The organism is Rahnella laticis (assembly GCF_015644585.1).
Taxonomy (GTDB): domain Bacteria; phylum Pseudomonadota; class Gammaproteobacteria; order Enterobacterales; family Enterobacteriaceae; genus Rahnella; species Rahnella laticis.
Map to the genome: position 1 here is coordinate 1 of NZ_JADOBI010000014.1, position 19,370 is coordinate 19,370.

18 protein-coding genes are annotated in these 19,370 nt (G+C 53.2%); 3 read left to right on the plus strand and 15 right to left on the minus strand.

What is annotated here, in order from left to right; genetic code table 11:
- Positions 1-384: 384 nt before the first annotated feature.
- The 4 genes from hemG to pepQ are packed head-to-tail and all read right to left on the minus strand — an operon-like array spanning position 385 to position 4,376.
- Positions 385-924 carry a menaquinone-dependent protoporphyrinogen IX dehydrogenase gene (hemG, locus tag IV433_RS22375; RefSeq protein ID WP_195816012.1) on the minus strand — a complete coding sequence of 180 codons (540 nt, stop codon included), beginning with the start codon at positions 922-924 and terminating at the stop codon, positions 385-387.
- A 20-nt stretch (positions 925-944) separates the two neighbouring features.
- Positions 945-2,396, minus strand: coding sequence for a Trk system potassium transporter TrkH (trkH, locus tag IV433_RS22380; RefSeq protein ID WP_101079360.1), 1,452 nt, complete (start codon positions 2,394-2,396; stop codon positions 945-947).
- A gap of 37 nt (positions 2,397-2,433) precedes the next feature.
- Complete coding sequence (locus IV433_RS22385) at positions 2,434-3,045, minus strand: IMPACT family protein (protein ID WP_101079361.1); 612 nt, start codon at positions 3,043-3,045, stop codon at positions 2,434-2,436.
- On the minus strand, positions 3,045-4,376 hold the full coding sequence (gene pepQ / locus IV433_RS22390) for a Xaa-Pro dipeptidase (protein WP_195816013.1): 1,332 nt from the start codon (positions 4,374-4,376) through the stop codon (positions 3,045-3,047). Before pepQ ends, IV433_RS22385 begins: the two co-directional genes overlap by 1 nt.
- A 189-nt stretch (positions 4,377-4,565) precedes the next feature.
- Here pepQ and fadB point away from each other — a divergent pair, with 189 nt between their 5' ends.
- Both fadB and fadA read left to right on the plus strand, forming a co-directional pair.
- Positions 4,566-6,758, plus strand: a complete 2,193-nt coding sequence (fadB, locus tag IV433_RS22395) for a fatty acid oxidation complex subunit alpha FadB (protein ID WP_195816014.1) — start codon at positions 4,566-4,568, stop codon at positions 6,756-6,758.
- A gap of 11 nt (positions 6,759-6,769) precedes the next feature.
- Entirely contained in the window at positions 6,770-7,933 is a 1,164-nt protein-coding gene (gene fadA, locus IV433_RS22400; protein WP_195816015.1) for an acetyl-CoA C-acyltransferase FadA, read from the plus strand.
- 124 nt (positions 7,934-8,057) lie between these two features.
- Here fadA and fre read toward each other — a convergent pair whose 3' ends face one another.
- The 3 genes from fre to pepE form a co-directional block, all read right to left on the minus strand.
- Positions 8,058-8,759: an NAD(P)H-flavin reductase gene (gene fre, locus IV433_RS22405; RefSeq protein WP_101079365.1), complete on the minus strand. Its 702-nt coding sequence runs from the start codon at positions 8,757-8,759 to the stop codon at positions 8,058-8,060.
- 48 nt (positions 8,760-8,807) lie between these two features.
- Entirely contained in the window at positions 8,808-10,298 is a 1,491-nt protein-coding gene (gene ubiD, locus IV433_RS22410; protein WP_101079366.1) for a 4-hydroxy-3-polyprenylbenzoate decarboxylase, read from the minus strand.
- Between the two features lie 163 nt (positions 10,299-10,461).
- Complete coding sequence (gene pepE, locus IV433_RS22415; protein WP_195816016.1) at positions 10,462-11,187, minus strand: dipeptidase PepE; 726 nt, start codon at positions 11,185-11,187, stop codon at positions 10,462-10,464.
- Between the two features lie 173 nt (positions 11,188-11,360).
- Here pepE and rfaH point away from each other — a divergent pair, with 173 nt between their 5' ends.
- Entirely contained in the window at positions 11,361-11,849 is a 489-nt protein-coding gene (gene rfaH / locus IV433_RS22420) for a transcription/translation regulatory transformer protein RfaH (protein WP_195816017.1), read from the plus strand.
- Between the two features lie 82 nt (positions 11,850-11,931).
- Here the strand turns inward: rfaH and tatD are convergent, their stop codons facing one another.
- From tatD to rmuC, 8 genes are all read right to left on the minus strand, one after another.
- Positions 11,932-12,720 carry a 3'-5' ssDNA/RNA exonuclease TatD gene (tatD, locus tag IV433_RS22425; RefSeq protein ID WP_195816018.1) on the minus strand — a complete coding sequence of 263 codons (789 nt, stop codon included), beginning with the start codon at positions 12,718-12,720 and terminating at the stop codon, positions 11,932-11,934.
- A gap of 57 nt (positions 12,721-12,777) precedes the next feature.
- Positions 12,778-13,545, minus strand: a complete 768-nt coding sequence (gene tatC / locus IV433_RS22430; RefSeq protein WP_152324827.1) for a Sec-independent protein translocase subunit TatC — start codon at positions 13,543-13,545, stop codon at positions 12,778-12,780.
- Between the two features lie 2 nt (positions 13,546-13,547).
- Positions 13,548-14,225 carry a Sec-independent protein translocase protein TatB gene (gene tatB, locus IV433_RS22435; protein WP_195816019.1) on the minus strand — a complete coding sequence of 226 codons (678 nt, stop codon included), beginning with the start codon at positions 14,223-14,225 and terminating at the stop codon, positions 13,548-13,550.
- Positions 14,226-14,228: 3 nt separating this feature from the next.
- Positions 14,229-14,495: a Sec-independent protein translocase subunit TatA gene (gene tatA, locus IV433_RS22440; protein WP_101079372.1), complete on the minus strand. Its 267-nt coding sequence runs from the start codon at positions 14,493-14,495 to the stop codon at positions 14,229-14,231.
- A gap of 72 nt (positions 14,496-14,567) precedes the next feature.
- Positions 14,568-16,199: a ubiquinone biosynthesis regulatory protein kinase UbiB gene (gene ubiB / locus IV433_RS22445; protein ID WP_195816020.1), complete on the minus strand. Its 1,632-nt coding sequence runs from the start codon at positions 16,197-16,199 to the stop codon at positions 14,568-14,570.
- The gene (gene ubiJ, locus IV433_RS22450; RefSeq protein ID WP_195816021.1) at positions 16,196-16,804 is read right to left on the minus strand and encodes a ubiquinone biosynthesis protein UbiJ; all 609 of its coding nucleotides are present in this window, start codon (positions 16,802-16,804) and stop codon (positions 16,196-16,198) included. The genes ubiB and ubiJ overlap by 4 nt, the downstream gene beginning before the upstream one ends.
- Positions 16,805-16,817: 13 nt before the next feature.
- Entirely contained in the window at positions 16,818-17,573 is a 756-nt protein-coding gene (ubiE, locus tag IV433_RS22455) for a bifunctional demethylmenaquinone methyltransferase/2-methoxy-6-polyprenyl-1,4-benzoquinol methylase UbiE (RefSeq protein WP_101079375.1), read from the minus strand.
- Between the two features lie 147 nt (positions 17,574-17,720).
- Positions 17,721-19,241 carry a DNA recombination protein RmuC gene (gene rmuC / locus IV433_RS22460; RefSeq protein WP_101079376.1) on the minus strand — a complete coding sequence of 507 codons (1,521 nt, stop codon included), beginning with the start codon at positions 19,239-19,241 and terminating at the stop codon, positions 17,721-17,723.
- Between the last annotated feature and the right edge of the window lie 129 nt (positions 19,242-19,370).

Below are 19,370 nucleotides of genomic sequence, written 5' to 3' on the forward strand. Positions count from 1 at the left end.
GTAATAATTCAACTAAATGAATTACTGCTTGGTCACTCTAAGACTTGATATTTTTTGCCACCGAGGTGGCTGATATCGTCTTGTGAGTGCCCACACAGATTGTCTGATAAATTGTTAAAGAGCGTTCGTTGCGAGACTTAACCCAGCAACGCGGGAGGCACATATTACTCCTTCCCACTGAAGAGTCAACCATTTTCTTTTACAAGATGCGGTGTTTTCACCGGGTTGATTCTTCCTGACTGAGCGACTTGGTTCTCGTAAGAGGAGTCGTTGTTCCCGGTCAGTGGAGGCGCATTATAGGGAGTTCTCAGAAGGCCGCAACCCTTAATTTCAAAAAACTTTCCGAATGCTTTCTTTTTGGTCTAAACGTTTACTAAGCCCGCATTAGTGCGATTTTTTATACGATATCTGCCCAAAATCTTTAGCGAATTTAGCCACCTGCTGCCAGTCGGTGTATTCCACTTCTTTACTGGTGTCCGTTTCACCGCCAGTCATTCGCATAATCAGTTTGATCATTACCTTATCGAACCAGCGATAACGCGGATAACGTAATGCTCCGGCGAAGACACCGCAGATCGCCGGCTCCCACGGTGACGTCAGCAGAAACTTACGCACATAGGCATTCGTCTGCGGCGTTCTCTTCTCCGGCTTACGGGCTGTCAGGTTCACGCCGAAAAATGCAGAAGGCATTTGGTTCAGCGTTTCCGAATGCGTTTTAACGAACTTATCCAGCACAGCATTAAAATGACCGTAGCGAATGGACGCGCCGATCATGACCTGGTCGTAATGCTTTAAATCAACGTGTCCCGCGTGAGCCAGATCGACAACATCACAGTTGCACTTCTCTTTCAGCTCATTTGCTATAAAGGAAGCGATGGCATGAGTCTGGCCGTCACGGCTTGAGTAGAGGATCAACGCTTTCATTCTTATTCCCTTTCAAAAACTCATTCGCGCCAGAATGTCGGCGTGAACAGCACTAATAATGTGAAGACCTCAAGGCGGCCAAAGAGCATCGTGACAATCAGGATCCATTTCGCCACGGAATTCATGGATGCGAAGTTATCCGCCACGACGCCCAGCCCTGGCCCCAGGTTATTGAGCGTGGCCGTGACCGCTGCAAAAGCGGAAAAGTTATCCACGCCCGTCGCCACTATTGCCAGCATGCTGACAATAAACACCAGCGCGTAGGCCGAGAAGAAACCCCATACGGCTTCGATAATACGTTCCGGCAATGCACGGTTACCCAGCTTGATGGTGTAAACCGCATTCGGGTGAACCAGTCTTTTCAGTTCCCTCGTGCCTTGTAAATAAAGCAGCAGGATACGGATAACCTTCAGGCCGCCGCCGGTCGAACCCGCACAGCCCCCAATAAACGCAGAACACAATAATAGAAGAGGCAGGAACAGCGGCCACTTCGAAATACTGTCAGTGGTATAACCTGCCGTCGTTGCCATCGACACCACCTGGAAGAACGCCTGATTCAGCGTTTCCAGCCCTGAGCCGTAGGTATTATGTATCCACAGGATAAACGTACAGATCACTACCAGCGTAAATTGCACGCCGATGAACATCCGGAATTCCGGGTCACGCCAGTAGACTTTCAGGTTGCGTCCGCTCAGCACCGCAAAGTGCAGGCCATAGTTACAACCGGAGATCAGCAGGAAAACGGCGACAATCGTATTAATGGTGCCACTGTGGAAATAGCCGATACTGGCGTCGTGCGTCGAAAAACCACCGATAGCGATAGTTGAAAAGCTATGCCCGATGGCATCGAAAACTGACATCCCTGCGCCCCACAGTGAAAGCGCACAGGCGATAGTCAGCAGCACATAAATAAGCCACAGCGTTTTTGCCGTTTCGGCAATACGCGGGCGCATCTTGTTGTCTTTCAGCGGGCCGGGCATTTCGGCCCGATACAGCTGCATTCCGCCGACGCCCAATATCGGCAAAATCGCCACGGCGAGCACAATGATCCCCATACCGCCAAACCATTGCAGCATCTGCCGGTAGAACAAAATGGCCTTAGGTAATGAATCCAGCCCGACCAGCGTGGTCGCGCCCGTGGTGGTCAGCCCGGAGAAAGATTCAAAGAAAGCGTCGGTGAGCGACAGATTCGGACGCTCTGAAAACAGAAAAGGCAATGCCCCGACGCTGCCCAGCACCGTCCAGAAGAGCACGACAATCAGGAAACCTTCGCGCGGCTTCAGCTCGCTTTTTTGCTTACGGTTGGGCAGCCAGAGGAATAACCCAATGGCCAGAGCGACAAAGAAGGTCTGGCTGAACGCACGGCCCGCGCCATCGCGGTAAATTAAAGCGACCAGGCCGGGAATAATCATCGTTCCGGAGAAGAGGATGACGAGCACCCCGACGATGCGTGTTATGGCACGAAAATGCATGCTGGTGCGTTCCTCAGCGAATTAACCATAGAAAAATTTAAGAAACCGGACGCAAGATGAGCGCGCCACGGCTGATATCGAAAAGCTGACTGATTGCGGCCTGCGCCTGTGCGGCAGGCAAAGCCAGAACGAGATCGACCGAAGCCCCGTATTCACTGCGTAAAATATGCCCGCCAACCTGCGAGAGCAGCGTTTCCACCAGCTGTAACTGGCTGTAATCACACTGCACCGCGTACTCCGCCAGCGGGACTTTTTGCTGCACAACGAGCAGCTTTAATGCCTGCTGGACACCGCCGCCGTAGGCTTTCACCAGCCCGCCGGTGCCCAACATAATGCCGCCGTAATAACGCACAACGACGGCGGTTATTTCTCCGACCCCGCTTCCCATCAGCTGACTGAGGATAGGTTTTCCCGCTGTGCCTGCAGGTTCACCATCATCTGAAAAGCCCAGTTGCTGAGAATCGTTCGGCGCGCCAGCTACAAATGCCCAGCAGTGATGACGCGCTGCCGGATGTTGATTTCTGGCGTCCTGAACAAAAGCCTTCGCCGCCTCAACGCCTTCCGTTCTTGCCAGTAAGGTGATGAAACGGCTCTTCTTTATTTCTTCGCTGTAACTGACCGGTTCAGCGGGGACGGAATACGGCTGCATCAGGCCAGCTTCAGATCACGGGTCATGTTCTCGATACGATTGTCATGGATGACAATATTGTCTTCGATACGGATCCCGCCAAATGGCTTCATTGCATTAATACGATCCCAGGCAAAGTGTTTACTGAATTGCCCTTCGCGCCAAGGCGTCAGCAGCGAATCAATGAAATACAGGCCCGGTTCGATGGTCAGAACCATTCGCGGCTCAATCACACGCGTACAACGCAGATAAGGATATTGCGAAGGCGCGGCCAGATGCGTGCCCTGATCATCTTGCATAAAACCGGCAACATCATGAACCTGCAACCCCAGCGGATGCCCCAGACCATGAGGCAAGAAAGGCCCGGTCAGGTTCTGTTCAACCATCGCGTCTTCGCTGATATCGACCACCAGCTTGTGCGCTTTCAGCAGTTTGGCGATGCGATGGTGCATCTGAACATGATAGTCGGTATAGCGCACACCGGATTTAATCGAATCAATTAACGCCAGTTGTTCGGTGTTCAGATCTTTAACCAGTGCACCGAAATCGCTGTCAGGTTTTCCGGCATAGGTACGCGTCAGGTCAGCGGCATAACCGTTATATTCTGCGCCTGCATCAAGCAGGAAACTGCGCATTTCGGCCGGAGGCTGGTTATCAAGCGTGGTGTAATGCAGCACGGAAGCGTGTTCATTGAGCGCCACGATGTTGTCGTAAGGCACATCGGTATCGCGGTGACCGGTCGCGGTGAGATACGCGAGATTGATATCAAACTCACTCATCCCCGACAGAAACGCTTCTTTCGCAGCACGGTGGCCGCTTACGGCCACTTTCTGCGCTTCACGCATACAGGCCAGCTCGTAATCAGTTTTGTAGGCGCGATGATAATGCAGATAATCCAGCACCGCTTTCGGGTTCACGTTCGACGCCGGAACGCCCATGCTGATGGCACGATCCTGGCTGGAGCCGATATAGCCCACGCGCTTCAGATCCACCGGCAACTGGCCTTTAATATCGTCCGCATTTGCCAGCGGCGTCAGCGAAATTTCTTTGGTCCAGAAACTCTCAGGCAGTGGCTCATGGCTGTGCCAGTAATCCACCGGCGAATAGAACCACAGCTTCGGCGCATTAACGCCATCCACCCACAGCCAGCAGTTCGGCACTTTAGTGACCGGCACCCAGGCTTTGAATTGCGGGTTAACTTTGAAGGGATAACTGTGATCATCAAGGAAGGTCGTTATCAGTTCACCGGAGTGAATGAGTAACGCATTAAGCTGAGAACGTTGCAGAATTTCACGGGCACGCGCCTGCAGCGTGGCGATATGTTCTTTATAAAGCGTAGTAAGCGATTCCATCCAACTGTCCTTTTTTCACCGGAAAGACGATGCAGCATCTTACCACAGCCTCACCGCGACCATAGTCCCGGAAGGTTTGTGATCTTGCCTGCAAATAAAACACATCTCATTTGCAAATTATTAACATAAAAACCACACTCGAAAGCATCTGGTCATACCAGATCATCCCAGATGATTCAGGAGAGACACATGCTCTACCAAGGCGAAACATTACATCTGCACTGGCTCGATGGCGGTATTGCTGAGCTGGTGTTTGACGCTCCGGGCTCGGTGAACAAGCTCGATACCCAAACGGTCGCCAGCCTCGGCGAAGCCATTGCGGTACTGGAAAAACAGTCTGACCTGAAAGGTTTGCTGCTCAGTTCAGCGAAATCCGCTTTTATTGTAGGTGCGGATATCACCGAGTTTTTATCTCTGTTTAACGCACCGGCGGAAAAACTGCACGAGTGGCTGAATTTCGCCAACAGCATTTTCAACCGCCTGGAAGATTTACCGGTTCCGACGCTTTCTGCCATCAGCGGGTATGCGCTGGGCGGAGGCTGCGAATGCGTACTGGCCACCGATTTCCGTATCAGCACGGCTGACGCGCGCATCGGTTTGCCGGAAACCAGCTTAGGCATTATGCCGGGCTTTGGCGGCTCGGTGCGCCTTCCGCGCCTGATTGGTACAGATAGCGCGCTGGAAATTATCGCCGCAGGCAAAAATATCAGCGGCAAAGATGCCCTGAAAACCGGGCTGGTTGATGCGGTCGTTGATGCAGAGAAACTGCGCGATGCCGGTATCAGCATGCTGCAACAGGCCATCGCCGGGAAACTGGAATGGCAGAGCCGCCGCGAACCGAAACGTCAGCCTCTGAAACTCAGCCAGATTGAAGCGGCGATGAGCTTCAGCGTGGCGAAAAGCATGGTTATGCAAAATGCCGGGAAACATTACCCGGCACCGATGACCGCGGTGAAAACGATCGAAGCCGCGGCGCGCCTTGGCCGTGACGAAGCACTTAAGCTGGAAACCGCCAGCTTTGTTCCTCTCGCGCAATCAAAAGAAGCGCGCGCGCTGGTCAGCATTTTCCTTAACGATCAGTTCGTGAAAGGCAAAGCCAAAAAACTGGCGCAAGACAGTGAAAAACCGGCGCAGGCTGCCGTTCTCGGCGCGGGGATTATGGGCGGCGGTATCGCTTATCAGTCTGCGCTGAAAGGTGTGCCGGTCGTGATGAAAGACATCAGCGAACAGTCCCTGACGCTCGGCATGAATGAAGCGGCTAAGCTGCTGAATAAACAGCTGGAACGCGGCAAGCTGGACGGTATGAAGATGGCTAAAGTGCTGTCGATAATCCATCCGACGCTGGATTACAACGGCATCGAACGCGCCAAAGTGGTGGTCGAAGCGGTCGTGGAAAATCCAAAAGTGAAAGCCGCCGTACTGGCTGAAGCGGAATCCCTGCTGAGCGCCGACACCGTGCTGGCGTCCAACACCTCAACCATTCCGATCGACCAGCTGGCCTCTACGCTGAAACGCCCGGAAAACTTCTGCGGCATGCACTTCTTCAACCCGGTTCACCGGATGCCGCTGGTGGAAATCGTTCGTGGTGAGAAAACCTCGGACAAAACAATTTCACGCATCGTCTCTTACGCGCTGGCGATGGGCAAAACACCGATCGTGGTTAACGACTGCCCGGGATTCTTTGTAAACCGCGTGCTGTTCCCGTATTTATCGGGCTTCAGCCTGCTGCTGCGAGACGGCGCGGATTTCCGCCAGATCGACAAAGTGATGGAAAAACAGTTTGGCTGGCCGATGGGCCCGGCCTATTTGCTGGATGTTGTGGGCATCGATACCGCTCACCATGCGCAGGCTGTGATGGCCGCCGGTTTCCCGCAGCGCATGGCGCGCAATTACCGTGATGCCGTGGACGTCTTATTCGACAACCGCCGCTTTGGTCAGAAAAACCAGCTGGGCTTCTACCGTTACAGCCAGGACAGCAAAGGCAAGCCACGTAAAGACGTCGACGATCAGGCGATCAGCCTGTTAGCTGAAAACCTGAAACCTGCGCATTCCGACTTCTCACCGCAGGACATCATTGCCCGCATGATGATCCCGATGATTAACGAAGTGGTTCGCTGTCTGGAAGAAGGCATTATCGCCAGCCCGGCAGAAGCCGATATGGCACTGGTTTACGGCCTCGGATTCCCTCCGCTCCACGGTGGACCGTTCCGTTATCTGGATACGCTCGGCACCGCCGCGTACCTGAAACTGACCGAACAATATGCACATCTCGGCCCGATGTATCAGGCGCCGGAAGGGTTACGCGCCAAAGCACAGGCAAATGAAAGTTATTATCCGGTTGCGGCTCCGCTGGAAACCCTCAGCACCGGCAATCAGGCATAAGGACCGAAATCATGGAAAACGTAGTCATTGTTGACGCAGTCCGTACACCAATGGGCCGTTCGAAAGGCGGCGCATTCCGCCAGGTCAGGGCTGAAGATTTATCGGCACATCTGATGCGTGCCCTTCTGGTGCGCAATCCGTCCGTTGATGCCAAATCGATTGATGATATTTACTGGGGCTGCGTGCAGCAGACGCTGGAACAGGGCTTCAATATTGCCCGCAACGCCGCCCTGCTGGCTGAAATTCCGCACAGCGTGCCGGCCACCACGGTGAACCGCCTGTGTGGTTCCTCCATGCAGGCTTTGCACGACGCGGCGCGCGCCATTATGGTCGGCGATGCGCAGGTCAGCCTGATCGGTGGCGTGGAACATATGGGCCACGTCCCGATGAGCCACGGCGTGGATTTCCATCCGGGCCTGAGCAAAACCGTGGCGAAAGCCGCAGGCATGATGGGGCTGACCGCCGAAATGCTGGCGAAAATGCACCAGATCAGCCGCGAGATGCAGGATGAGTTTGCTGCGCGTTCCCATCAGCGGGCACACGCTGCAACACTTGCCGGGCATTTTGCCAATGAAATCGTTGCGACCGAAGGCCACAACGCAGAAGGCGTGCTGACCCGTTATGATTTTGACGAAGTTATCCGCCCGGAAACCACCGTCGCCACACTCGCGGCATTGCGTCCGGCCTTTGATCCGGTCAACGGCACCGTAACAGCGGGGACGTCTTCGGCGTTATCCGACGGCGCATCAGCTATGTTGCTGATGAGTGAATCCCACGCGAAATCCTTAGGTCTGAAAGCCCGCGCGCGGATCCGTGCGATGGCTGTGACCGGTTGTGACCCTTCTATTATGGGTTACGGCCCGGTTCCGGCGACGCGTCTGGCGTTGAAACGCGCCGGTCTTAGCGTGCAGGACATCGGCCTGTTCGAACTCAACGAAGCCTTTGCCGCGCAGGCGCTGCCGTGCGTAAAAGACCTGGGGTTGCTCGAAACGATGGAAGAACGCGTCAACCTGAACGGCGGCGCAATCGCGCTCGGACATCCGCTCGGTTGCTCCGGTTCGCGTATTTCCACGACTTTGCTGAACCTGATGGAACGTCGCGATGTGCAGTTTGGCGTCGCCACCATGTGTATCGGTTTAGGTCAGGGTATCGCCACCGTCTTCGAACGCATCTGACGTCAGTCTGTAAAAAAGAAAAAGCGGGCTAAATGCCCGCTTTTTAAAATCTTGTTCTTCCCGTTTTAGTTGCCGTTTTCCCGCCTGTCAGGGGCGGGCTTTTTCTCAACGATCCATCTTCAGATCAGATGAAAGAGAAGGCATCCCCAAACAAACGGTCTTCCAGCGCACCGCGTTCCGCAACAAAACGCTCACGGGCAATTTTTGCCATTTCAAAACGACCGGCGATATAAATATCGTGCTCCGCCAGTGAAGAGAAATCTTGCAGAACGGCGCTCAGCACCGTCCCGCTTCTGCCCTGCCAGCCCTCTTCCGGCTGTTCGACAACCGGGATCACTTTCAGATTCGGGTGGTTGATGCTCATTGCTTCAAGCTCGCCCAGATCATACAAGTGCTTCAGCTCGCGGCCCCCCCAGTAAATGGAGATATCACGGTGAGGCTGTTGTTCGAGCGCCGTAATCAGAATGGAACGGACATACGAGAACCCGGTTCCGCCTGCAATCAGCACCAGCGGACGCTCGCCTTCTTCACGCAGCCAGGCGTCGCCGTGCGGAATATCCACGGTAATCGCCTGTTCTTTCAGAATGCGATCCATCACCGCCATCGCGTACAGATTCAGCTCAGACGCGCCGATATGCAGCTCAATGACGTTGTTTTCAGCAGGCGTCGAGGCCAGAGAGAACGGACGCTTATCGCGCTCGTCCATCACCACCATCAGATACTGACCCGCGCGGAAAGAAAAAGGCGCTTCCGGAACCAGCCGGACACGGTAAACCGTATCCGTTATCGCCTCAACCGAGGTCACTTTACAGCTCAATATTGTCATGCGTTCCCTCTGTGGGTCATCAAAGCAAAGCGTAGGACAAAGATTCGATTATTTTTTCGCATCGTCTTTATCATTAAGAATAGCGAGTTCATCCCAGATGGCGTCGATACGCGCGGTCACGTCCGGATCTTTCACAATCGGGCGTCCCCATTCACGCTGCGTTTCTCCCGGCCATTTGTTGGTCGCATCCATCCCCATTTTTGAGCCAAGGCCCGAAACCGGAGAGGCAAAATCCAGATAATCTATCGGCGTATTTTCCACCAGCACGGTATCGCGCGCGGGATCCATCCGGGTGGTGATCGCCCAAATCACGTCATTCCAGTCGCGGGCATTCACGTCGTCATCACACACAATCACAAACTTGGTGTACATGAACTGACGCAGGAAAGACCAGACTCCCATCATGACGCGTTTCGCATGACCGGCGTACTGCTTCTTCATGGTAACGACCGCCAGACGGTAGGAGCAACCCTCCGGTGGCAGATAAAAATCAACAATTTCCGGGAATTGTTTCTTCAAAATTGGCACAAACACTTCATTGAGCGCCACACCCAGCACCGCAGGTTCATCTGGCGGACGGCCTGTGTAGGTGGAGTGATAAATGGCGTCTTTACGCTGCGTCATGTGCGTAATCGTGAAAACAGGGAAACTGTCTACTTCATTATAGTAGCCGGTATGGTCGCCATAAGGGCCTTCGGGCGCCATTTCACCCGGTTCGATATACCCTTCCAGCACGATTTCGGCGCTGGCCGGGACTTCCAAATCGTTGGAAATACACTTCACAACTTCGGTTTTATTGCCGCGCAGCAAACCTGCGAAAGCATATTCAGACAGCGTGTCCGGCACCGGCGTCACCGCGCCAAGAATGGTGGCCGGATCTGCGCCGAGCGCGACGCTCACCGGGAAGCGTTTTCCCGGATTCTGCTGGCACCACTCCTGGTAATCCAGCGCGCCACCGCGATGGGATAACCAGCGCATAATCACTTTGTTTTTGCCCAGAACCTGCTGGCGATAAATGCCGAGATTCTGACGCGGCTTGTTCGGGCCACGGGTTACGGTAAGACCCCAGGTGATCAGCGGCGCGGCGTCTTCCGGCCAGCACTGCATCACCGGGATCTTCGTGATATCAACCGCGTCGCCTTCCCAAATCTGCTCCTGACAAGGTGCCGAATGCAGCACTTTGGTCGGCATATTCAGCACCTGTTTAAACTTCGGTGCCTTATCGTATAAATCGCGAAAACCCCGCGGAGGCTCAGGCTCTTTCAGAAACGCCAGCAATTCACCCACTTCTCGCAGCGCGCTGACGTCTTCTTTCCCCATGCCCATCGCGACACGCTGCGGCGTGCCGAACAAATTGCACAGCACGGGCATGTCATAACCTTTCGGATTTTCAAACAGCAACGCCGGACCACCCGCCCGCAAAGTGCGATCGGCAATTTCGGTCATTTCCAGATAAGGGTCAACAGACTGGCTGATGCGTTTCAGTTGGCCTCTCTTTTCAAGTAACGAGAGGAAGTCACGTAAATCACGGTATTTCATGCTGATTCTGAGTCGCCGGGTTGAAGGAGGGCATTATAAAGCCTCTCCGGTGTTGTTGCTGCCTTTTTGTTATCAGCAGGTAAACACTGATAACAAAAAGCAGTATAACCGCCAGATTTAAACGCTGCAGGTCTGGCGATGCGAATGTGGCTGAGCAACAGCGTTACTGACAGTTAAAAGGCACCAGCGGCTGTATGGCCTGAGTATCCTGATATTCCTGGGTTTCCTGACCGTGGCGGAATACTTTGAAACCCTGCCCTTTCGCGCTGAAATAGCTCAGATTTTTGCCGGAAATCTGCAACAGGCTGCCTTCACGCAATGCCAGCACGGACTCCGACGGATTAACCGCACAGAATTCAGCAATACGCTCATCGCGCGTTTCCCCCATATGACCGCTTAAATGCGCGTCGATATAGTGCGGGTTAATCTGTACCGGGAAGAGACCCAGAGAAGGCAGAACCACGGAGTTGCGAACCGGCATATCATTGGTGGTGCGAATGCTTGGCGTGGCTACGTTACAACCCGCGCTCCAGCCGATGTAAGGCACATTGCGTTCACGCACAGCAAGCTGGATCGGCACAATCAGGCCATTTTCATGCAGCAGCTGGTTGAGCATCCAGGTATTGCCGCCGCTGATCAAAATACATTCTGCGCTGGCAATCGCCTGGGCAGGGCTGGCGGCGTGATGAATGCTGTCTACTTTAATACCCAGCGCGTCCGAAAGCTCTTTCGCACGGGCGTCATAATCACTGCGGATCAAAGCGTAAGGAATCAAAACAGCAGAACGGATGTTTTTCGCCTGCAACATTGCCTGAATACGCTCTTTTGCATAACCCAGTAACTCGGATTCACCTGAGAGTTTACCGTTACTCAGCAAGAACAACTCCATGAGACTTCTCCTGATAAATTTAGGACGAATAGAGGGGATAAGACCGCGCTTTTCTTCGATAATAAAAGATAACGGGCCGACAATCAGCAAGCGTCTGCACTGACTTGCACTGTCTGTATCTCATGAGCGGCTTTTGGTATGCTGCCCCGCTCAACGTTTTAATGTGGGAAACTATGGAATCCTGGTACTTACTCTATTGCAAACGTGGTCAGCTGCTTCGCGCGAAAGAACATCTGGAGCGCCAGGAAGTGAACTGCCTGACACCGATGATCACACTGGAAAAAATGGTGCGCGGACGCCGTACGGCCGTCAGTGAACCTATGTTCCCGAATTATATGTTCATCGAGTTCGACCCTGAGCGGATCCATACCACGACGATCAACGCGACGCGTGGCGTCAGTCACTTCATCCGCTTCGGTGCAAAACTGGCGACGGTTCAGCCGGACGTTATCAAACAGCTGATGGAACCGCCTGCGGTTGAATACCGCGACCCCGAGACGCCGTATGAAGGCGACCATGTCGTGATTACCGACGGAATTTTCACCGGTATCGAAGCGATATATACCGAACCCGATGGCGAAGCGCGTTCACTGCTAATGCTGAACCTGATAAACCAGCCGGTCCGTCAGAGCATCGAAAATACGCATTTCCAGAAAATCTGATTTACGTTCACTGGCGTCCCGATGAAAAAGCACCGTTTACCGGTGCTTTTTTAATTCAGGAAGTTATTGAAACGCCTTCATTTCAAAGTACGGGCAACGCAAAAAGCTTACGCGCATTCTCATCCGTGATACCCGCCAGCCATTGCGGATCTTCCCCCCGCCACATCGCTACCTGATTCACAATATGCGGCAGGAAAGCCGGTTCATTACGGCGATTCTTCGGCTTATTTTCCATATCACGCGGCAAGAGATAAGGCGCATCAGTTTCCAGCATCAACCGGTCAGCGGGGATCAGCGGCAGCATTTCGCGCAGTTCCAGCCCGCGACGTTCATCGCACACCCAGCCGGTAATACCAATCGATAACCCGAGAGACAGATACAGTTCCAGCTCTTCACGCGTACCGGTAAAACAGTGGACGACGCCGCCCGGCAGATCCGGCAGCCAGGGCTTGATCAACGCGGCAAACCGCTCTCCGGCATCACGGCAGTGCAAAAATACCGGCAACTGCAACTCTTTCGCCAGCGACAGCTGCGCGGTAAACGCCGCTTCCTGACTGTCTGCCGGAGAAAAGTTACGGTTAAAATCCAGCCCGCATTCGCCGATCGCAACAACCTGAGGCAATGCGGCCAGATCGCGAATACTGCGCTCAACGTCTTCGTTCCAGTCACTCGCCTGATGCGGATGCACGCCCGCCGTCGACCAGCAGAAATCCGGATGTTCCATCGCCATCTTCTGCGCTTCAGCGCTTTCCTGCTCGGACGTGCCGGTGATCAACATACCGCTCAGACCGGCTGCTCTGGCTCTTTCGACGACCTGCGGACGATCTTTATCAAACTGATTACTGGTGAGGTTAATACCGATTTCAAACATGAAGAGTCCCAAAACAGAAACCGCCCAACAGGGCGGTTTTTTTCATCAAAGAATGTATTACGCAGGCTGATCCGGATCAGCTTCGCTATCGACATCAGCACGACGACGGCCACCCACATAGAAACGGGCAAAGAACACGCCGATTTCAAACAGCAGGTACATCGGAATGGCCAGCAGCGTCTGAGAGAAAACGTCCGGCGGCGTTAACAACATACCGACGACGAAAGCGCCGACTAACACATAGGGGCGCTTTTTCTTCAGATCTTCCGGTGTGGTTACGCCACTCCAGCACAGTAAAACAATCGCAATCGGCACTTCGAAGGACACGCCAAACGCCATAAACAGCGCCATCACGAAATCGAGATAGTTGTTGATGTCGGTGGCTATCTGAACACCAGCGGGCGCGGTTTTCGCAAAGAACGCAAATGCCAGCGGGAAGACGACAAAGTACGCAAAAGCCACGCCGAGATAGAATAACGCGGAGCTTGAGAACAACAGCGGCATCATCAGACGACGTTCATGTTTGTACAGCGCAGGCGCTACAAACGCCCAGACCTGATACAAAATAAACGGCGCAGAAAGAAATACCGAGACAATCATCGTCAGCTTGATGGGCGTAAAGAACGGCGATGCGACGTCAGTCGCAATCATGCTCGCGCCCATCGGCATCTGTTTGATCAGCGGAGAAGCGACCAGCTGGTAGATATCATTGGCAAAATAAACCAGTGCCAGGAACACCACGATAATGCAGATAATGGCATTCAGCAGACGCTTACGCAGCTCAATAAGATGGCTGATAAGTGGTTGAGTATCTTCAACAGCCATGTTTAACGCTCACCTGTTGTTTGAGTTGATGAAACCGGTTTTACCGGTACTGCGGGTTCAGCAACAGGGGCTTCAGCGGCGACAGGTTTCATCACGGGCGCAGAGGCAACAGAAGGCTCGGCAACCGTTGATTCTGTTACCGAAGGCTCCGCAGAAGCGGCCAGCGTTTCAGCATGTTCTGCTGCTGCATGCGCCGTCTTATTGGAGGCCAGCGCAGCATCAACGGCACTTTGCGGTGCGGAAACAGGCGCGGAGGCGACTTTCTCAGCCGTGGCCGGAGAAATACCTGCATCATGATGCGCTTCGGCTTCATCCAGAACCGGGTTGTGGATGGTGTTGCCTTCAGCTTTGGCGTTTTCGACAGCTTTCTCCGCAGGGTTCAGCCCTGAGTTGATCGACTGCTTCATAGACTCTGCCGCTTCTTTCAGCTCATCCATAGACGCTTTGATTTCTGGCGTTAAATTCTTCAGGCCGGCTTCTTCAGCTTTTTTCAGGCTGTCCTGCAATTCCTGAAGTTTCAGTTCCTGCGAAAGCTCGCTTTGAACAGAGGCCGCCATGGCACGCAGTGTGCGGATCCAGCCTGCTACTGTTCTTACTGCTACAGGTAAACGCTCCGGCCCAAGGACTACCAGGCCAATCACCAATACCAGCAGCAGTTCACTAAATCCAATATCGAACACGGCTTATACCTGCTCTTTGTTTTGGCTCTTGGTTTCATCTGCCTTGGCTGCTGGCTTGCTTTCAACAGACTTAGCGATGAAATCAGCATCAGAAGCAGAAGTGTCAGCATCTTTGTTAGTTTTCTGGCCTTCATCATCGCTCATGGCTTTTTTAAAGCCTTTGATGGAAGCACCCAGATCAGAACCCAGACCGCGCAGTTTCTTAGTACCGAACAGCAGTACCACGAGTACAACGAGAATCAGGATTTTTGTAATACTAATACCACCCATTATTTTCACCTCAATAGGAAGGAACGACATTCATTGCCGTTCGCAAACGGCATTCAAGTTAACGCAAAGTATTCAGCTGGCGCGTTTCCATCCAATCAACCAGGAAATTGCACCCGCAGCCATCAGGCATGCCGGATAAACCTTAACATCGCCCAACAGTAAAAGAGTTCCGCTCAGCAGCAGCGTCGCACCAATCCCCAGAAGATAACGAGACTGGCCCTGACGGGAACTCTGGTTATGGATCTGGGAGGAAAGCTTCTCAATGTTGTATTGCAACAACTTATGCTGATGCAGGCTCTGGTAAACCAGATCCGGCAACTCAGGCATTTTCTCCAGCCAGAACGGCGCACGCTCTTTCAGCGCACGGATCATTGCCGGCAACCCGACCTGATCGCGCACCCAACTTTCGAGGAAAGGTTTCGCCGTGGTCCACAAATCAAGTTGAGGATAAAGCTGACGTCCGAGACCTTCTACGTACAGCAACGTTTTTTGCAGCAGCACGAGCTGAGGCTGAACTTCCATATTAAAACGGCGGGCCGTATTAAACAGATTCAACAGCACGTTACCGAAAGAAATTTCGGCCAGCGGTTTCTCAAAAATCGGTTCGCAAACCGTACGGATAGCGAATTCGAACTCTTCGACGTTGGTATCGCGGGGAACCCAGCCGGAATCGACATGTAATTCAGCCACTTTACGATAATCGCGGTTAAAGAAAGCGATGAAATTCTCCGCGAGATACCGTTTGTCTTCCTTGTTGAGCGAACCAACTATGCCGCAATCAATGCCTATGTAGCAAGGATCTTCAGGGGTTTCGTAGCTGACGAAAATATTCCCAGGGTGCATATCGGCATGGAAGAAACTGTCGCGGAAAACCTGGGTGAAGAAAACCTGCACGCCGCGTTCGGCCAGCAGTTTCATATTGGTGCCCTGTTTCTTCAGCGCTTCAATATCAGAAACCGGGATACCGTAAATACGCTCCATCACCATCAGACGTTCGCTACAGTAATCCGGATAAACCTCCGGCACATACAGCATCGGGCTGCCTTCGAAATTACGTCGCAGCTGAATAGCATTCGCCGCTTCGCGCAGTAAATTCAGTTCATCGAGCAGCGTTTTTTCATATTCGCGTACCACCTCACGGGGGCGCAAACGGCGGCCATCGGGCAACAGAATCGGTAACCAGCCTGCCAGACGCGACATCAGACGGATATCCGCCACGATAGTCGGCAAGATATCCGGGCGGATCACTTTGAGAACCACCGGCTTACCGTTTTCTTTCAAAATGGCGGTATGAACCTGAGCAATCGAGGCCGAAGCCAGCGGCGTCTGGTCGAACTCATCAAACCAGGTTTCCACCGGACCACCGAGCGCCACTTCAATTTGCTGACGCGCTTTCGCACCATCAAAAGGCGGAACATGGTCCTGAAGTAAAGCAAGCTGATCGGCAATCTGAGGAGGGAAAAGGTCGCGGCGTGTTGACATCATCTGACCGAACTTGATCCATACCGGCCCCAGTTCTTCCAGCGCCATACGCATGCGCTCGCCCAACGGCTTTTCTTTATGACGATTAGGCAACCAGAAAAAAAGATAACGACCAATGCGCAGCGGCAGCGTTAAGCGGATTTTAGGGATGAGTTCGTCAAGGCCATAGATCAGAAACATGCGGATAATCAGATATAAACGTCGCATTTCCCTTGGCGTCACGGTTTACCCTCCAGTTTTTCGATACGTTTATCCAGCGCATCCAGCTCGCGCTCCAGCGCAGAAACTTCATCGCTAAACCAGACAACTTCCAGCGGGCCCGGCGCCATCTTCCACTCTTCGGTCAGCGTCTGAGCCACATAGCTTTGCTGATGCTTCAGACCTTTTTGCAGAAAACGCAAACTTCCCTGAACGGCCTGAGTCAGGCCCTGAGCCGCGATATCACCGACGTAAGGTGCCAGGAATTCTGCGGGATCCCATTCGGCCATATCGAGCAGAGCGGTCCATTGCTGGACAACCGAAATATCACCCTCGACCACCAGCTCACCGCTGCGCATAAGCGGCGATAATTGCTGACGATCGCGCAGTTTATGGAGCACAGAAAGCCGTGTGATAACGGTGCAATCCGCCGCACCGTCCCACTGTCCAAGAACATCGATTTTTTGCTCGCTGAACACAAACGTCAGCGGAGCACTCAGTTCCTGCAATTCGACACGTAAAACTTTACCTGCCAGACGCGTCCGCGCCGCCTTCATGCTGCGATCGCGGAAAAGCAGGTAATTAAGCGGCGTCTCAATGGCGGCAGTCAGTAACGGAGTCAACAACATCGGCATGCTCATATCAGAATTTGAAACCCCGATGCAGCGCAACAATGCCACCGGTCAGGTTGTGATACGTCACATTTTCAAAACCAGCGTCCGCCATCATGCCTTTCAGAGTTTCCTGATCAGGATGCATACGGATGGATTCGGCCAGATAGCGATAGCTTTCAGCGTCTTGCGCAACCAGCTCGCCAATGCGCGGCAAAATATGGAAAGAATAAGTGTCGTAAGCTTTGCTCAGCGGTTTCAAAACCGGTTTGGAGAATTCCAGAACCAACAGACGACCACCCGGCTTGAGCACGCGGAACATCGAACGCAGCGCTTTTTCTTTTTCAGTCACGTTACGCAGACCGAAAGAAATGGTGATGCAGTCGAAATAATTATCAGGGAAAGGCAGAGCTTCAGCGTTGGCCTGAACATAATTAACGTTACCCACGATGCCGAGATTACGCAGCTTTTCGCGGCCCATCTTCAGCATGGAGTCGTTAATATCCGCCAGCACAACTTCGCCTTTTTCGCCCACCAGACGGGAGAATTTTGCGGTCAGGTCGCCGGTGCCACCAGCCAGATCCAACACACGCTGGCCCTGACGCACACCGCTGCAATCAATGGTGAAACGTTTCCAGATGCGATGAATACCGAAAGACATCAGGTCATTCATCAGATCATATTTTGCCGCAACGGAATGGAAGACTTCCGCCACCATTTCCTGCTTCTCATCTTTGGCTACTGTACGAAAACCGAAATGGGTGGTTTCCTGCGTCTGCTTTTCCATTATTTATGCCTGCTATTTCAGTCAAACTCTTGGGGAGAAGTGTACCAGAACCCGTTAGAAAGCCCCATCACCGATGGTGATTCAACATATTGCAAAGATTCACTTATTGAATCAGTCCGACACAGTGGAAACCTTTGCCAGCTTTAATTATTCACGCGGGTTCAGCGCCTGTTCTTCTTCCGCATCAGAGGTATCGGGCAGAGATGCGGTATCTTCCGGTTCATTTTCCGCTTTCGCTATCTCAGCCAGAGACGGGCTGATAGGCCGTTTAACTTCGACCCCCAGAGCACGGAAACTTTCAACCTGCCCTATAAGATTACCACGGCCTTGCGTGAGTTTATTCATCGCTGAGCGATAACTTCCCTGCGCTTTGTCGAGGCTTTGTCCCATCGACTCCATGTCATCCACGAACAACCGCAACTTGTCATACAAACGGGCAGCGCGGTCGGCAATGCGTTTAGCGTTCTGGCTCTGATGCTCATAGCGCCATAAATTACTGATTGTACGCAAAGCCACCAGCAGCGTGGTCGGGCTAACAAGCATAATATTGTGACGCAGTGCTTCGCTGATCAATTCTGGCTCCCGGTCGATAGCCAGTAAAAAAGCAGGCTCAACGGGGATAAACATCAGGACGTAATCAAGGCTGCGCAAACCGGGAAGCTGCTGATAATCTTTACGGCCCAGCAGGCGGATATGGCCGCGAACAGACGCGATATGCTCATTCAGCGCCGCTTCACGTTCGCTGTCATCTTCACTGTTGAAGTAACGCTCGTAAGCCACCAGCGTCATCTTCGCGTCGATCACTACGTCTTTATTCTGCGGCAGACGCACCACCACATCGGGCTGCATTCGGCTGTTCGTATCGACCTGAACGCTGACCTGCGTCTGATATTCGTAACCTTCGCGCAGGCCGGACGCCTCCAGCACGCGGCTGAGCACCACTTCGCCCCAGTTCCCCTGCGTTTTATTATCGCCTTTCAGCGCTTTGGTGAGGTTCACCGCTTCGCGCGCCATCTCAACGTTCAGCTGTTGCAGGTTACGGATTTCGTGCGCCAGCGTGTGACGTTCACGGGCTTCCTGACCAAAACTGTCCTGCACCTGACGGCGGAAACCATCAAGCTGCTCGCGCAACGGCAGCAGAAGTTTGTCGAGGCTTTGCTTGTTCTGTTCGTCGGCCCGGCGACCATTTTGTTCAAAAATACGGTTGGCCAGATTTTCAAACTGGCTGCTCAGGCGCTGTTCGCTGTTGATCAGCAGGCGCTGTTTGTCTTCTGCCGCCATACGCGTTTCGTCCAGCCGCGTAGAAACCTCGCGCAACTCGGCTTCCTGAGCGCTGTTAATCTCACGCTGGGCGCGTAATTCCTGATTCAGTTGCTCGCATTCATTTTGCCAGTGGGCCAGCAATTGCAACTTTTCCTGGCTGGCTGCCGCCGCGCTGTGCAATTTGCGCAGCTCAAGTTCCGCTTCACGCATTTGCTGCTGAACGGCTTGTCGCTCATTTTTGTGCGCATCGTTTTCCGCCTTCACTTGCTCCAGCGAATGCTCCAGCAACCGGCGCTGTGTTTCGTACTCTGCCTGCTGCTGCTGTTGCCGCAAACTGGCGACCAGCCAGCCGACTAACAGGCCGATTATCCCTGCGCCCAGGGCGTACAAAATGCTGATATCCACGCGTATTCCTTCTTAAAATCACTTGCGGTCACGGTAATAGCAGCCTGTATGGATGTCCAGTCTATTTTCAGGGGCATGACGCCTTTGCGAGACGTCTTCCAAAAAGGAATTTCTCCCGCCCGCCCCTCT